This is a genomic window from Thermomonospora catenispora (assembly GCF_006363815.1).
In the GTDB taxonomy this organism is placed as follows: domain Bacteria; phylum Actinomycetota; class Actinomycetes; order Streptosporangiales; family Streptosporangiaceae; genus Thermomonospora; species Thermomonospora catenispora.
Genome location: NZ_RRYT01000007.1, coordinates 97,066 through 109,751, shown reverse-complemented (window position 1 = coordinate 109,751; position 12,686 = coordinate 97,066). Strand labels below are relative to the sequence as shown.

Sequence of the window (12,686 nt, the reverse complement as noted above, 5' to 3'; positions counted from 1 at the left end):
GGGGACGCCGCGACCGGGCCGCCGATGAGCCCTCAGCGAGCCCTCAGCGAGCCGTCGATGAGCCCTCGATGAGCATGGCCTTTCTCCGATCGCTTCTTTAGACTTGTCGTCAACAGCGGCCTCGCAGAGGAGGGCGATGTCCCAGCGCACGCGGTTGCGGCGGATCGGTACGGTGGCCACGGCGATGTCGGCGGGGGTCATGGCGATGGCGATCGGGGCGGCCCCTGCTCTGGCGGCCGACCCGTGCCCCCCGGGGACCGACCTGGAGAGCACGCTGAAGAACTGGGAATGCCAGTGGAACAACTTCTGGAATCCGCGTCCCACGGCCTCCCCTTCGGCCCCCTCCCCCGCCCCGGCGAAGACCACGACCACCGCGCCCAAATCGAGCGCGTCGACCGGGCCGCGCACGTCCGGCTCCGGTGAGAAGACGACCACTCGGTCGCAGCGCAAGGGCGCCCGGAAGCCCTTCCGGGCGCCGAGCCGGACGTCCGTCGGCGGCCTCGCGACCGACATCCCCACGGTGAACGGCGACCTGCGCTCGTACGAGGCCCCGAAGGCGCCGAAGCTGTCGTCGGCGCTGCCCGCTCCGCAGGTGGCGCCCGATGCCCCTCCGCCCGTGGACCGGACGCTGGAGCAGACCCGGATCGCCCCGCTGGCCGCCGCCGGACCGCGGCAGGGCGACCGGATGACGTGGGTGGCGATCGCCTCCGGCGCCGCCGGCATGGTGGGGGCGCTGCATCTGAGCGTGCTGTCCCGCAGCCTGCGCCGCCGGGCGCTCGGCTAGCCGGCGGGACGCGGCGAGGCCCCGTCCGCGCATCGGGCGGAGCCGGGGAGAGGACGGGGAAGAAGGCGGACGCGCCGGCGCCCCCGAGCCTTGGGGGAGGGCGCCGGCGAACGCCCGGGCGGCACCGCTCGGGCGTTCAGGCGCCGACCGCGTGGACGCCGCCGTCCACGTGCACGATCTCCCCGGTGGTCGCGGGGAACCAGTCCGACAGCAGCGCCACGCACGCCTTGGCGGCCGGCTCGGCGTCGGCGACGTCCCAGCCGAGCGGGGCGTGCTTGGGCCACAGGTCGCGCATCTCGTTGAAGCCGGGGATGCTCTTGGCCGCCATGGTGCCCAGCGGGCCAGCGGCGACCAGGTTGACCCGGATGCCCTGCGGGCCGAGGTATTTGGCCAGGTAACGGGCGGTGGACTCCAACCCGGCCTTGGCCACGCCCATCCAGTCGTACACCGGCCAGGCCACGCTGGAGTCGAAGTCCAGCCCGACCACCGACCCGCCGTCCTTCATCAGCGGCAGACAGGCCATGGTGAGGGACTTCAGCGAGTAGGTCGACACGTGCACCGCGGTGGCGACGTCCTCCCACGGGGTGTCCAGGAAGTTGCCGCCCAGCGCGGTCTCGGGCGCGAACCCGATCGCGTGGACCACCCCGTCCAGGCCGTCCAGGTGCTCGCGGACCCGGTCGGCCAGCCCGGCCAGGTGGTCGGCGTCGGTGACGTCCAGCTCGATGACCGGGGGCGGGTCGCCCTCCAGCCCGGACGGCAGCCTCTTGGCGATCCGCTGGGTCAGCGTGGGCCGCGGGTAGGCGGTCAGCACGATCTGCGCGCCTTCCAGCTGGGCCAGCCGCGCCACGTGGAAGGCGATCGAGGCGTCGGTCAGGACGCCGGTGACCAGGATCCGCTTGCCTTCGAGAATGCCCATCTCAGTGCCCCATCCCCAGTCCGCCGTCCACCGGGATCACGGCCCCGGTGATGTAGGAGGCGTCGTCGCTGGCCAGGAACCGCACCGCCTTGGCGACCTCCTCCGGCTCGGCGATCCGGCCGAGCGGCACCAGCGACTTGATCGTCTCCCGGCGCTCCTCGCTGAGCGCGCGGGTCATGTCGGTGTCGACGAAGCCGGGCGCGACCACGTTCACGGTGACGTTGCGGGAGCCCAGCTCGCGCGCCAGCGATCGGGCGAAGCCCACCATCCCGGCCTTGGCGGCGGCGTAGTTGGTCTGCCCGGCCGATCCCATCAGGCCCACCACCGACGACACCAGCACGATCCGGCCGTAGCGCTTGCGCATCATCTGCTTGGCGGCGCGCTTGGCGACCCGGAAGGCCCCGGTCAGGTTGGTGTCCAGGACGGCGGTGAAGTCCTCCTCGCTCATGATCGCCAGCAGGGTGTCCCTGTTGATCCCGGCGTTGGCGATCAGCACCTGCACCGGGCCCTGTTCTGCCTCGACCTTGCCGAACGCCTCGTCGACCTCTTCGGCGCTGGTGACGTCGCACTTGACCCCGAACAGGCCCTCGGGCGGCTCCCCGGAGCGGTAGGTGACGGCCACCGCGTCGCCGGCGGCGGCCAGCTCCCGGGCGATCGCCAGGCCGATCCCGCGGTTGCCCCCCGTCACGAGGACGGACCGACTCATCTGCTACCTCCTGGATGTCCCCGCGCGGCGCACGGCCCGCGGAAGGCGCTGCATGGCAGGCGGGCCGGTGCACGGACCGGCGCTCATCAGCGCTCGAGACTAGTGGCGGGGCCGCTCGCGAGGAGATGTGGCATCCCGACAAGAACCCTCCGGTGTCTTTGTACGCCGGTAAGTTCGAGGGCGTGCACGAGATCGATCCTGCCTTCACCGCGCTGCCGTTGCGCGCGCTGGCCGACGCGGCGCTGACCCGCGCCCGCGAGCTGGGCGCCGCGCACGCCGACTTCCGTCTGGAACGCATCCGCAGCCAGACGCTGCGGCTGCACGACGCCAACCTGCAGACCGCCTTGGACGCCGACGACCTGGGATTGTCGGTCCGCGTGATCAAGGACGGCACCTGGGGGTTCGCCGCGGGGGTGGACCTGACCGCCGACGGGGCGGTCAAGGTCGCCGAGCAGGCGGTCCGGGTCGCGGAGGTGGCCCGCCCGGTCAACCGCGAGCCGATCGAGCTGGCCCCTGAGCCGGTGCACGGCGAGCGGACCTGGGTCTCGTCCTATGAGATCGACCCGTTCACGGTGGCCACCGCCGACAAGGTGGCGCTGCTGGAGGAGTGGAGCCGGCGGCTGCTGGCCGACGAGCGCGTCGACCACGTGGACGCCGCGCTGCTGCAGGTGCGGGAGAACAAGTTCTACGCCGACCTGGCCGGGACGGTCACCACCCAGCAGCGGGTGCGGCTGCATCCGGTGCTGGAGGCGGTGGCGGTCGCCGACGGGCGGTTCGACACGATGCGGACGCTGGCCCCGCCGGTCGGCCGCGGATACGAGTGGCTGACCGCGGGTCCCGAGTCGGGCGCCTGGGACTGGGACGGGGAGCTGGCGCGGTTGCCGGAGCTCCTGGCCGAGAAGCTGGCGGCGCCGTCGATCGAGCCGGGCCGCTACGACGTGGTGATCGACCCGTCGAACCTGTGGCTGACCATCCACGAGTCGATCGGGCACGCCACCGAGCTGGACCGGGCGCTGGGGTACGAGGCGGCGTACGCGGGCACCTCGTTCGCCACGCCCGACAAGCTGGGCGAGCTGCGCTACGGGTCGCCGGTGATGAACGTGACCGGGGACCGGACCGCCGAGCACGGGCTGGCCACCATCGGCTACGACGACGAGGGCGTGCAGACCCAGGAGTTCCCCATCATCACCGAGGGCCTGTTCGTCGGCTACCAGCTCGACCGGCGGATCGCCCACCTGGCCGGGCGGGAGCGCAGCAACGGCTGCGCGTTCGCCGACTCGGCCTCCAGCATGCCGCTGCAGCGGATGGCGAACGTGTCGCTGCAGCCCGCCCCGGACGGGCCGTCCACCGAGGAGCTGATCGCCGGGGTGGAGCGCGGCCTGTACATCGTCGGCGACAAGAGCTGGTCGATCGACATGCAGCGGTACAACTTCCAGTTCACCGGGCAGCGGTTCTACCGGATCGAGGGCGGGCGGCTGGCCGGTCAGGTGCGGGACGTGGCGTACCAGGCCACCACCACCGACTTCTGGAACTCCCTGGAGGCGGTGGGCGGCCCGCAGACCTACGTGCTGGGCGGGGCGTTCAACTGCGGCAAGGGCCAGCCCGGGCAGGTCGCCCCGGTCAGCCACGGATGCCCGTCGGCGCTGTTCCGCGGCGTCAACATCCTCAACACGATGAAGGAGGCCGGCCAGTGACCCCGCAGGAGACCGTGGAGAAGGCGCTGTCGCTGTCGCGGGCCGACGAGTGCGTGGTGATCGCCGAGGAGTCCGGCACGGCCAACCTGCGGTGGGCGGGCAACACGCTGACCACCAACGGCGTCACCCGGTCGCGGCGGCTCACCGTGATCGCGATGCGCAGGTCGGGGGACGGCGTGGCGGCCGGGGCCGTGTCGCGGTCCGCGGTGCAGGACGCGCAGATCGAGGACGTGGTGCGCGAGGCCGAACGGGTCGCCGCCGCCAGCGGTCCCGCCGAGGACGCCGCGCCGCTGATCACCGACGTCCCCGCGGAGATCGCCGACGGCGGGTCGTGGGACGAGCCGCCCGCCGAGACCGAGATCGGGGTGTTCTCGGACCTGGCCCCGGCGCTCGGCGAGGCGTTCGCGGAGGCCGAGGCCGCCGGGCGGCGGCTGTACGGGTTCGCCAACCACATGGTGACCTCGACCTACCTCGGCACGTCCGGCGGGCTACGGCTGCGGCACGATCAGCCGACCGGGCTGGTGGAGCTGAACGCCAAGCTGGCCGGGGCCTCCGGCGGCGGATCGGCGTGGGCGGGGGTGAGCACCCGCGACTTCACCGACGTGGACGTGCACGCCCTGACCGGCGATCTGGCCCGGCGGCTGGAGTGGAGCCGCCGCCGGGTGGACCTGCCGGCGGGGCGCTATGAGACGATCCTGCCGCCCAGCGCGGTCGCCGACCTGATGGTCTATCTGTACTGGAGCGCGGGAGCGCGCGACGCCCACGACGGGCGGACGGTGTTCAGCGCGCCGGGCGGCGGCACCCGGGTCGGCGAGAAGCTGGCCGATCTGCCGGTCACGCTGTCCAGCGACCCGACGGCGGCGGGGCTGGAGTGCGCCCCGTTCGTGATCGCGCACGCCTCCGGCCCGACCGCCTCGGTGTTCGACAACGGGCTGCCGATCGGCGCCGTCGACTGGATCAGCGATGGCACGCTGGCGGCGCTGATCCAGACCCGGCACTCGGCGGGCCTGACCGGGCTGCCGCTGACCCCCGGCGCGGACAACCTGATCATGCGGGGGCCGGCCGGCGCGTCGGCGTCGCTGGAGGAGATGGTGGCGCGCACCGAGCGCGGGCTGCTGCTGACCTGCCTGTGGTACATCCGCGAGGTGGACCCGCAGACGCTGCTGCTGACCGGGCTCACCCGCGACGGGGTGTACCTGGTGGAGGACGGCGAGGTGGTCGGCGAGGTCAACAACTTCCGGTTCAACGAGAGCCCGGTCGACCTGCTGTCGCGGATCACCGACGTCGGCGCGACCGAGCGGACCCTGCCGCGGGAGTGGTCGGACTACTTCACCCGGGCCGCGATGCCGCCGGTCCGGGTGGCCGACTTCAACATGTCGACGGTCAGCCAGGCCTCCTGACCGGATCGGACGGGCCGCCGCGGGCCCCGCCGTCGAAGGCGCCCGCGGCGGCCCGTCCGGCGTTCAGGCGTCCTCGAGCCGGAAGCCGACCTTCAACCCGACCTGGAAGTGCGCCACCCGGCCCTCATCGATCTGTCCGCGGATTTCGGTCACCTCGAACCAGTCCAGATGCCGCAGGGTCCGGGCGGCCCGGGCGACGCCGTTGCGGATGGCCTGCTCCACCCCTTCCGGTGAGGTTCCGACGATCTCGGTCACCCGGTACGTGCGGTCGGTCATGAGTGCTCCCCGATGTCGTGGTGCGCACCGCCTGCGCCTAACGTGGATGTGTGAAGGTGTTTCCCCGCAGACGCGCCGACGTGTACACCGTCACCGACGCCCCGGTGCCGTTGTCCCAGGACATCGGGTACCGCCAGCGGCGCTATCTGCTCTCCATGGGCGTCCGCACGGTGTGCTTCGTGACGGCCGTGATCGCGGCGGCGGCGGGGGCCCCGTTCTGGGTGGCGCTCCTGCTGGTCGTCGGGGCGACGGTCCTGCCGTACGTGAGCGTGGTCATGGCCAACGGCGGGCGGGAGCCGCAGCCGCGGATGGAGCCGACCGACGATCCGGCCGGCTCGGCCCCCCGTCTGGGGACAGACCGAAAGCAGATTTCCGGACCTCCTCCGGAAATCGGTGCATGACTTTTCCTTGACTAACCGCAGGGGGATCGGGTGTACGATTTATTCCGGCGCTCTGGTCCCCCGTCGGAGCGCTCATACCGGTGTTCCGGGCCCCCGTCGGAACACCGATGATGATGCGACGCCGGGTGGATTGCCCCCGTATCCACCCGGCGTCGCCTTTCCTGCCCGGCCCTCCGCCCCGCTCCGCGATCGACGCGCGGCATGCCGTCCGCAGGGCGCTCCATGGTCCGATCCGGCGGAGGATTTTGCTCGGATTTCACCGGCCCGCTACCCCGCCACCGCTCGGCGCAGCTCCTCGCGCAGCACCGCCCCCTGGAGCAGCAGCTCCCGCTGCACGGCGGCGGCGGGCACCTCGCGGGGCGGCCTCCCGGTGCGCACGGCCAGCGCCGCGCAGACGCCGGCGGCCTGACCGGTGGCCATGGAGATCGGCATGATCCGATAGGACGAGTGCGCCACATGGGTGCCGGAGATGCAGCGCCCGGCCACCAGCACGCGCTCCACCCCGGCCGGCTGCAGACACCGCAGCGGAATGTCGTAGAACTCCCCCAACGGCAGCCGGCGCAGCGTCGTCCCGCTCCCCCGGGGGTTGTGGATGTCGACCGGATAGGCGCCGTGGGCGATCGCGTCGTCGAACTTGCGGGCGCCCAGGACCTCCTCGCCGGTGAGCACGTGATCGCCGATGATGCGGCGGGTCTCGCGCACGCCGATCTGCACCCCGCTCTGGACCACGTAGGCGTCCTCGAACCCCGGCACCCGCCTGCGCAGGAAACGGGCGATCTGCTCCATCTGCCGACGTCCCGCGCACTCGGCCCGGGTCAGGTCCCACACGCTGGTGCCCAGCGCCCCGGTCACCCGGGTGCTGTTGACGCTCACCTCCCGCGGATGAGGGGTGGCGAAGAACAGCAGATCCTCTCGGGGCAGCTCCAGCTCGCCGGCGGCGGCGGCCTGCTCGATGAGCTCCCACAACCCGTGCACGCCGCGCCACTGGTCGGGGTGCTCGCGCACGTACTCGGCGAACCGCGGCCGGGCGAACTCCACCATCCGGAACATCAAGGTCATCGGCTGGACCAGCCCGTCCTCGGGGCGGCCCACCTCGTACCGGGCGCCGGCCGCCGCGGCCACGTCCCCGTCCCCGGTGCAGTCGATCACCACGTCGGCCTCGATGACGATGGGGCCGGACTTGGTCTCGAACACCACCTGCCGGGTGTCGGGGCCGGTCAGCACGTCCGAGGCCAGCGAGTGCAGCAGCAGCTCGACGCCGGCCTCGTCCAGCAGCTCCAGGGCGACCAGCTTGAACTGCTCGGGATCGAACGGCACCGTGTAGCCGGTCCGCACGGTCGGGGCGACGGCGCCGCCGCGCCCGGCGAGCCGCTCCAGCAGCCGCCACAGCGCTCCCCCGACCAGCGGGTCGCCCTCGCCGTGGTCGGTGGGCAGCAGCCGGACCTCCTCGCCGGGGGTCTGCTGCCGCTTCTCGTTGTGGAACGACATCAACGGCATGACCAGGGCGGCGGTGGCGTTGCCGCCGAGGAATCCGTACCGCTCGGCCAGCACGACGCGGGCTCCGGCGGACGCGGCGCCCAGCGCGGCGCCCAGTCCGGCCGGTCCCCCGCCGACCACGAGCACCTGGGTGCGGGCGCCGTAGCGGGCCCGGCGGGGAGGCAGCGTGACGTGCACCGCGTCCGCGGGCGGTCGCAGGGGCGGCATGGGGGGTTCTCCTCGGGATCAGTCAGCCGATCTTGTCGATGAAGTCCCCGAAGCGTTCGCAGGTCGCCCGGGCCCGCTCACGGAGTGCGGCGACCCGCTCGCGCAGCACGGGCATCCGCTCGTCGTGCTCATCCCACAGCCGATCCACCTCGGCCAGCAACGGTCCGGCCTCCGAGCGCGCCACGCCCGTCAGCGCGGGAGCGCCCACGACCTGCGCAAAGTCGAAGACCTTCCCAGCGTACGGCAGGGGCAGGAACGGTACGCCCGCCAACGCCATGAAGATCAGGAAGTGCAGCCGCATCCCCACCGCCAGATCCAGGTGCCGGGCCAGCCCGAGGATCTGCGCCGGGCGGTAGCGGCCGTACAGGATCCGCCCGCGGCGGGCGGCGGTCATGTGCGACAGCACGGCGTGAGAGTGCCGCACGTCGTCGGCCTCCATCGGGACGAACAGCAGATGGGCGTCCAGCCTGCGCACCAGGAAGTCGCCGACCTCGCCGAGCAGCGCGTGGTAGCTGTCGACGTCCAGATGCTCGGCGGCGCGGCCCGGCTCGCGCACCGACATGCCGATCAGCCGGCCGCCCGGCCGGACGCCCTCGTCGCGGAGCATCTCGTGGGTGAACGGCTCCGGCTCCAGCAGCATCGCCGGGTCGGCGGTCACCGTGATGGCCCGAGTGACCCCGACGTCCTCCAGGACGAGCTTGGACTCCTCGTCCCGCACGGTCAGATCGGTCAGGTCGTTCATCACCTCGCGGACGATGCGCCGGTCCTCGGCCTCCCGCAGCGGCCCGACGCCGATCGCGTAGGCGAAGGTGGGGACGCCGTGCTCCTGGGCGTCGCGCACCAGGCGCAGATAGCCGGCGGCCTCGCCGTCGTAGATGATGCCGCCGCCCCCGATCACCAGCCCGTCCAGCCGCCGGATGGAGCCGAGCGTGTGCTCACGCCCCACCCGCTGCCAGGCGACCGTGGCGGCGACCCGGTGGTGGGCGCGGGTGTGCTCGGGATTGCGGCTGAACACCACGGGCCGCCCGGCGGGCCGGTGACGCCGCAGGCAGCCCAGTACGCATTCCAAGATGGCCTCATCACCGAGGTTCAGGCCCCCGTAGGAGCCCAACAGACCGATCGCGGGAGACCGGTCGTGGAGCGTGGGCTCGGTCATCGTCCTCCACGGGGTCCTCTCCGTGCTCCGGGAGGCGGCCGTGATGCTCGGCGGCCGAACGCGCGGTCGACCGGCCGCCGGGAAGGTCCGCCCCGCCGCCGCTCGTGCTCCGGGCCTCGCTCAGCCCCTGGTGCCCGCGGTGACCAGCTGGCGGATGTCCGGCGGCAGGCTTTCTTCGACCTTCTCGGTGATCCGGCCCTCGGTGGCCTGGTGCACGATCTCCAGCACGGCGCGGATCAGGTAGGCGGCCCTGGGTCCGTCCACGCCCGCGCGGGCCGCGACCCGCTCGACGAAGTCGTGCCGGTCGAAGCGCTCGCCGGTGCCGGCCCCGCCGTACACCTCGGTGCGGCGCAGATGCTCGCCGATCTCGTGGGGCAGCTGCGCGGCGAGCTTGTCGGCCAGTCCTTCGGGCACCCGTTCGCCGAGCGTCTCCAGGACGGCCCGGCACGCCCGCTCCGACTCCCCTCGGCTGGCCAGCCGGGCACGGTGCTGCACCAGGCCGATGAACTGGTCATGCTGCATCTCGACCGCTCCCTTCCGGATTGGTCCTCGGCGAGTTGACTCGGTGCCCGCTGCCGGCCGGAACTAACCGGCTTCCTCCGGGCCGCCGAAGCGCCCGCCGGCTCGCGCGAAGGGGCGGCGTCCCGACTCCGCACGCCGGGCGATCCGGCGGAACGGCCTCCGGGCGACGGTCTTCTCGTCCTTCCGGCGGGCGGGGCGGTCACGGCGGTCCCCTCCGGCCGAGGAGCCGCTCTGCCTCCGGCCGCGGACGGACAGCGCCCCGGGGGCGGGGGCGGAGGGCCCGGGCCGCCGGCGGGCGTCTGTCGCACGCGACGCGGAGACGACGGCCCGACGCCTTTACGTTGTAGATCATTTGGTGGGCTCGGGGACTCCGATGATGTCCTCCACCGAGCGCATCCACAGCTCCTCGAGCAGCCGCGACTGCCGCTCGGCCCGCTCGATCAGCCGGTCCAGCCGCTCGCGGTCCAGCCGCCGATCATGGTCGGCGACCGTGCGCAGCAGCCGCCAGCCCGACAGTTTCCCCTCCACCCCGAGCCGCATGATCTCCAGCTCGATCACGCTGCTCAACGGCGAACGGGACAGGAAGCGGCCGTTGGGCTTGAGCCGTCCGAGCTTCTCCCCCAGCCAGCCCGCCAGCGTCATCCAGCGCCGCACCGGAACCCCCAGCGTCGTCATCATGGTCCGCAGCGTCCGGCGGTCCTCGGCGATCTCGGTGCTCAGCCGGGCCAGCTCCGGCCCTGCCGGCGTGCCCTGATGCGCCCGGGCCAGCCGCCGCGCCAGCTCGGTGCCGGCGGCCGCCCCCGCCAGATGGTCGTTGAGGTAGATCTCCAGCAGCTTCGGCTCGGCCGGCACCCCCGTCGCCCGTCGCCGGCGCAGCCGTCGCCTCACCGCCTGATCTCCCACGTTCCCTCCAACCGTCAGATCCCCTTGGCCCTGCACATGCCACCAAAACCGCCGTTCATGCATGACGTCCGCGCACGAACGTCGGGCACGAGGGGTGCGCATCGCCGCGCGCCGCAGGCCAGACTGAAGCCGTGAACGCGAGCGAACAGACCGCCGAGCCGCTGCTGTGCTCGGCCAAGGGCTGCCGGCGGACCGCGGCGTGGGCGCTGCGGTGGAACAACCCCAAGATCCACGCCCCCGAGCGCCGCAAGGTCTGGCTGGCCTGCGCCGACCACCGCGAGCACCTGTCGGCCTTCCTCGGCCGCCGCGGCTTCCTGCGGGAGGTGGTGCCGGTCGAGGAGCTGACCGAGGACGACGGCTGAGGGCCCGCCGTCAGGAGCTGGCGACGGGCCGGTCGGCCCAGCTCTCCGCCAGGTCGGTGATCCGCGCGGCGGCGTCCCGGGCGGCGTCGCCGCGGCCCACCGCCAGGCCGAGCAGATAGGCGGTCAGCGGCGCGGCGGGACGCGCCACGCCGTGCGCCACGTCCCGTGCCAGGTCCAGGACCAGGTCCCGGTCGATCTGCTCCCGGTCCAAGCCCAGCTCCCGGCAGACCGCCTCGATCCACTCCTCCAGCATCCGACCCTCCGCGATGCGTCGTGCCTGTCCCAGTGCTTCCGGTGTGTCACAGTCGTACCAGGGGGGCGGCCCCTCCGCCGCGACCCTCACCCGGGCGGGCCGCAGCGGCTCCAGCAGCCCCCGCAACGATCCGCCCGCATACCCCTCCAGCGCCGCGTGCAATCGCCCGGTGCTCCAGCACCCGATCAGCCATTGCTCCCGCCCGCCGGCGTCCACCAGCACCGCGCCCGTCCCCCGCCGGGCCGCCGCCCCGCGCAGCTCCGTCACCTGACGGCTCCGCAGGAACGGCAGATCCGCCGCCAGCAGCACCGTCCACGGCGCCGTCACCTCGGCCAGCCCCGCCCGCAGCGCCGGCACCGGCCCGCCGCCCGGCGGGTCCTCCCGGACGAACACCGCCCCGGCGGGCTCGGGGCGGTGAGGCCCCACCACCACCAGCCGGCCGGCGCCGGCGACGGCGTCGGCCGTCCAGGCGATCAACGAGCGTCCGGCGACCGTCTCGGCGGGCTTGTCCGCACCGCCCATCCGGCGGGCCGATCCGCCGGCGAGGATCACGGCGTCGAAGGCGTCGCCGATCACGCCGGTCACCCGCCGATGGCGGACATGGGGCGGGCGGGCCGGAGGAAGCCGGGGTCGTCGATGCCGTGGCCGGCCTTCTTGCCCCGGACGGCGGCGCGCCAGCGTTCGGCCAGCTCCTCGTCGGTGGCGCCGGCGCGCATGGCGGCGCGCAGGTCGGTCTCCTCGGTGGCGAACAGGCAGTTGCGGATCTGGCCGTCGGCGGTGAGGCGGACCCGGTCGCAGGCGCCGCAGAACGGCCGGGTGACCGAGCCGATCACGCCGACCCGGGCGGGGCCCCCGTCGACCAGGAACCGTTCGGCGGGGGCGCTGCCGCGGGCCTCGGACTCCTCGGGGGTCAGGTCGAACTCCTCCGACAGCAGGTCCAGGACCTCCTCGGCGGTGACCATGTCCGAGCGGCGCCAGGCGTGCTGGGCGTCCAGCGGCATCTGCTCGATGAACCGCAGCTCATAGCCGTGCTCCAGGCAGTACCGCAGCAGCGGGACCGCCTCGTGCTCGTTGAGGCCGCGCATCAGCACCGCGTTCACCTTGACCGGGCGCAGCCCCGCCTCGGCGGCGGCGCGCAGCCCGGCCAGCACGTCGGGAAGCCGGTCCCGGTGCGCCAGCCGCCGGAACGTCTCCGGGTCCAGGGTGTCCAGCGAGACGTTCACCCGGTCCAGGCCCGCCTCGGCCAGCACCGGGGCCAGCCGGTCCAGGCCGATCCCGTTGGTGGTCAGGGAGATCTGCGGGCGGGGCTCCAGCGCGGCGGTGCGGGCGACGATGTCCGGCAGCCCGCGGCGCAGCAGCGGCTCCCCTCCGGTGAAGCGGACCTCGGTGATGCCCAGCCGCGTCACCCCGAGCGTCACCAGCCGCACCACCTCGTCATCGGTGAGCAGCTCGGGTTTGGGCAGCCACGGCAGGCCCTCCGGCGGCATGCAGTACGAGCACCGCAGGTTGCACCGGTCGGTGAGGGAGACCCGCAGGTCCGTCGCGACCCGGCCGAAACCGTCGACCAGCACGGGCGGCCCCTTCCTGTCGACATGGACCGTCCCACTGT

At 73.3% G+C, this 12,686-nt stretch carries 14 protein-coding genes; 5 read left to right on the top strand and 9 right to left on the bottom strand.

Translation table 11 applies throughout. The annotated features are described in order from the left end of the window. The first annotated feature begins 136 nt into the window (after positions 1 to 136). Positions 137 to 784 (top strand): hypothetical protein, encoded by a 648-nt coding sequence (locus EIO00_RS08170; protein ID WP_140176762.1) that lies wholly within the window; start codon positions 137 to 139, stop codon positions 782 to 784. A 136-nt stretch (positions 785 to 920) separates the two neighbouring features. On the opposite strand, the gene fabI is transcribed toward EIO00_RS08170, so the two are convergent. After that, positions 921 to 1,700 carry an enoyl-ACP reductase FabI gene (gene fabI, locus EIO00_RS08165; protein ID WP_140176760.1) on the bottom strand — a complete coding sequence of 260 codons (780 nt, stop codon included), beginning with the start codon at positions 1,698 to 1,700 and terminating at the stop codon, positions 921 to 923. 1 nt (position 1,701) lies between these two features. After that, entirely contained in the window at positions 1,702 to 2,406 is a 705-nt protein-coding gene (gene fabG / locus EIO00_RS08160) for a 3-oxoacyl-[acyl-carrier-protein] reductase (protein WP_140176758.1), read from the bottom strand. Positions 2,407 to 2,588: 182 nt separating this feature from the next. Between fabG and EIO00_RS08155 the strand changes: the two genes are divergently transcribed. After that, positions 2,589 to 4,100, top strand: coding sequence for a TldD/PmbA family protein (locus EIO00_RS08155; RefSeq protein ID WP_140176932.1), 1,512 nt, complete (start codon positions 2,589 to 2,591; stop codon positions 4,098 to 4,100). Beyond that, complete coding sequence (locus EIO00_RS08150; protein WP_241661214.1) at positions 4,097 to 5,500, top strand: metallopeptidase TldD-related protein; 1,404 nt, start codon at positions 4,097 to 4,099, stop codon at positions 5,498 to 5,500. Before EIO00_RS08155 ends, EIO00_RS08150 begins: the two co-directional genes overlap by 4 nt. Positions 5,501 to 5,563: 63 nt before the next feature. Here EIO00_RS08150 and EIO00_RS08145 read toward each other — a convergent pair whose 3' ends face one another. Then, complete coding sequence (locus tag EIO00_RS08145) at positions 5,564 to 5,776, bottom strand: dodecin (protein WP_140176754.1); 213 nt, start codon at positions 5,774 to 5,776, stop codon at positions 5,564 to 5,566. A 50-nt stretch (positions 5,777 to 5,826) separates the two neighbouring features. On the opposite strand from EIO00_RS08145, the gene EIO00_RS08140 reads away from it, so the two are divergent. Continuing rightward, entirely contained in the window at positions 5,827 to 6,177 is a 351-nt protein-coding gene (locus tag EIO00_RS08140) for a DUF3099 domain-containing protein (protein WP_241661213.1), read from the top strand. 267 nt (positions 6,178 to 6,444) lie between these two features. On the opposite strand, the gene EIO00_RS08135 is transcribed toward EIO00_RS08140, so the two are convergent. The 4 genes from EIO00_RS08135 to EIO00_RS08120 form a co-directional block, all read right to left on the bottom strand. Beyond that, a complete protein-coding gene (locus tag EIO00_RS08135; protein ID WP_140176752.1) occupies positions 6,445 to 7,881 on the bottom strand; it encodes an FAD-dependent oxidoreductase in 1,437 nt (478 codons plus the stop codon). Positions 7,882 to 7,903: 22 nt separating this feature from the next. After that, complete coding sequence (locus EIO00_RS08130) at positions 7,904 to 9,037, bottom strand: polysaccharide pyruvyl transferase family protein (protein WP_140176750.1); 1,134 nt, start codon at positions 9,035 to 9,037, stop codon at positions 7,904 to 7,906. A 120-nt stretch (positions 9,038 to 9,157) separates the two neighbouring features. Then, positions 9,158 to 9,559: a DUF2267 domain-containing protein gene (locus EIO00_RS08125; protein ID WP_140176748.1), complete on the bottom strand. Its 402-nt coding sequence runs from the start codon at positions 9,557 to 9,559 to the stop codon at positions 9,158 to 9,160. A 348-nt stretch (positions 9,560 to 9,907) separates the two neighbouring features. Continuing rightward, positions 9,908 to 10,462, bottom strand: coding sequence for a hypothetical protein (locus EIO00_RS08120; RefSeq protein WP_241661212.1), 555 nt, complete (start codon positions 10,460 to 10,462; stop codon positions 9,908 to 9,910). A gap of 131 nt (positions 10,463 to 10,593) precedes the next feature. Here EIO00_RS08120 and EIO00_RS08115 point away from each other — a divergent pair, with 131 nt between their 5' ends. Then, positions 10,594 to 10,824 carry a hypothetical protein gene (locus EIO00_RS08115; protein ID WP_140176746.1) on the top strand — a complete coding sequence of 77 codons (231 nt, stop codon included), beginning with the start codon at positions 10,594 to 10,596 and terminating at the stop codon, positions 10,822 to 10,824. Between the two features lie 10 nt (positions 10,825 to 10,834). Here the strand turns inward: EIO00_RS08115 and EIO00_RS25790 are convergent, their stop codons facing one another. Continuing rightward, positions 10,835 to 11,662, bottom strand: coding sequence for an NTP transferase domain-containing protein (locus EIO00_RS25790; RefSeq protein ID WP_338325916.1), 828 nt, complete (start codon positions 11,660 to 11,662; stop codon positions 10,835 to 10,837). Next, positions 11,659 to 12,648 (bottom strand): GTP 3',8-cyclase MoaA, encoded by a 990-nt coding sequence (gene moaA, locus EIO00_RS08105; protein WP_241661211.1) that lies wholly within the window; start codon positions 12,646 to 12,648, stop codon positions 11,659 to 11,661. The genes EIO00_RS25790 and moaA overlap by 4 nt, the downstream gene beginning before the upstream one ends. Between the last annotated feature and the right edge of the window lie 38 nt (positions 12,649 to 12,686).